The sequence below is a fragment of the Ideonella azotifigens genome (assembly GCF_006519715.1).
GTDB lineage: Bacteria > Pseudomonadota > Gammaproteobacteria > Burkholderiales > Burkholderiaceae_C > Ideonella > Ideonella azotifigens.
The window spans coordinates 1-1,574 of sequence record NZ_VIDT01000978.1 but is presented as its reverse complement, the minus strand read 5'-3'; the positions used below and the strand labels follow the sequence as shown (position 1 = coordinate 1,574).

3 protein-coding genes are annotated in these 1,574 nt (G+C 68.4%); 2 read left to right on the top strand and 1 reads right to left on the bottom strand.

All coding sequences use genetic code 11. The features are described 5' to 3' along the window. The coding region (locus tag FKP22_RS29840) for a hypothetical protein (protein WP_211361666.1) at positions 1–276 on the bottom strand (276 nt) is incomplete at its 3' end. A 250-nt stretch (positions 277–526) separates the two neighbouring features. Here FKP22_RS29840 and FKP22_RS29835 point away from each other — a divergent pair. Together FKP22_RS29835 and FKP22_RS29830 are read left to right on the top strand one after the other, a co-directional pair. Further along, entirely contained in the window at positions 527–1,228 is a 702-nt protein-coding gene (locus tag FKP22_RS29835) for a PEP-CTERM sorting domain-containing protein (protein WP_141291842.1), read from the top strand. Positions 1,229–1,385: 157 nt separating this feature from the next. Then, positions 1,386–1,574: LysR family transcriptional regulator (locus FKP22_RS29830; protein WP_141291841.1), on the top strand; the 189-nt coding region annotated here is incomplete at its 3' end.

Genomic DNA, 1,574 nt, shown 5'->3' with positions numbered 1-1,574 from the left:
CGAGGCCACGCTTTGCGACACCAGGGCCTGGCCGGGGCCGGCCGCGAAGCGCTCGAAATGCACGCCGTCGAAACGGAACAGCCCGGTGGCCGAGCCCAGCCAGAGGTAGCCGTCGGCCGTCTGCGCCAGGCTGTTGACTTCGGACGGCGCGCCGTCGCGGGTCAGCCAGGCGCTATGGTGGAACTGGGCCAGGTCCAGCATGGCCGGCAGCGCCAGCACGCGGCCCGGCAGCCCGGCCAGCAAGGCCGCGACCAGCACCATCCATCGCCACGCCATGGCAGGCCTGCGCGCTCGCGCCATCATCGTGCTGCCATCCGCTCCAGGAAAGAAAAACCACCGGGCTGCGGGGCAGGCGGCCCGGGCACTGCTGCGGCCGATTGTGGCAGCAGGCCGCCATCCGGCCGGTCCGGCGTGTGCGGTCGGATTACACGAAAGGGTAGCCCCCGGGCTGCACGATCCGGGCTGGCCCCGTGGCGGCCGCGTTCCTAAACTGATTCCACACTCCCTCAACCCACGGAAACCGCCCATGCCCTCGAAGTTGTCCACCTCCCGGCTGCTGGCCGCCCTCGCCACGCTGCTGCCCGCACTGGCCCTGCCGCTGGCTTCGCAAGCCGCAGACGAAGGCCTGCGCGTGGCCACCTTCAGCAAGAACAGCTCGGGCTGGACCGGCCCCGGCGGCATTGGTGGCGCCAGCTTCATCAACAAGAAGTCCGGCAACGAAGCACCATCGCTGCAGACCAAGTTCGAGGACTTCGGCATCACCTTCAGCGAGCAGAAGGCCAGCTGGACCGGCGACCTGAAGACCGGCAAGGCCTTCGAGATCGGCCTGGACGTCAACGTGCACGACATCGTGTTCTTCCACGACTCGGTCACGCGCGACCTGGCCGTCGAGATCCGCGACTACGACAACCCGCCCGAAGGCTACCCCTACACCTCCGTCTGGTACATCGTCGGCACGCTGAGCCCGGCCAACAAGGGCTGGCAGCACTACTCGGTGACCGTGGCCGACCCGGCCGCCACCACGCTGCCGCAAGGCTGGGGCGGCTACGGCGCCGAAGACCCGGTGACCTACGAGCCCAAGCTGCCGCCAGGCCGCACCTTCGCCAACGTGATTGCCGGGGCCGACGAGATCGTCTTCACCACGCTGATCCCGGGCTGGGTCTACGGCTTCACCTATTTCAACGTCGGCGTGGACAACCTGTTCATCCGCCAGATCACGCCGCAGTGAACGGCACGGGCGGTCGGCGGACCGCCCCGCACAGGTAATGAGTCCGCTGGTTCATCTTCGCGATGAGCCTTGTGGTTGAGCCAGCCGGCGTGGGGCACACTCTGCCCTCCGCCGGGCTGGCTTTTTTTGTGCGCGGCGAAACTGCCTCCTTCGCCCCATGGACTTCAAGCAGCTCGAGTATTTCGTCGCCGTTGCCGAACACCGCAGCTTCAGCCGCGCCGCCGTGTCGCTGGACATCGCGCAGTCCGCGCTGAGCCGCCAGGTGCGGCTGCTGGAAGTGGAGCTGCGCGAAACCCTGCTCAGCCGCAACGGCCGCGGCGTGACCTTGACCGAAGCCGGCGAGCGC

Coding starts and splice junctions, on each gene's coding strand:
- FKP22_RS29835 (WP_141291842.1), top strand. CDS start 527: ATGCCCTCGAAGTTGTCCACCTCCCGGCTGCTGGCCGCCCTCGCCACG.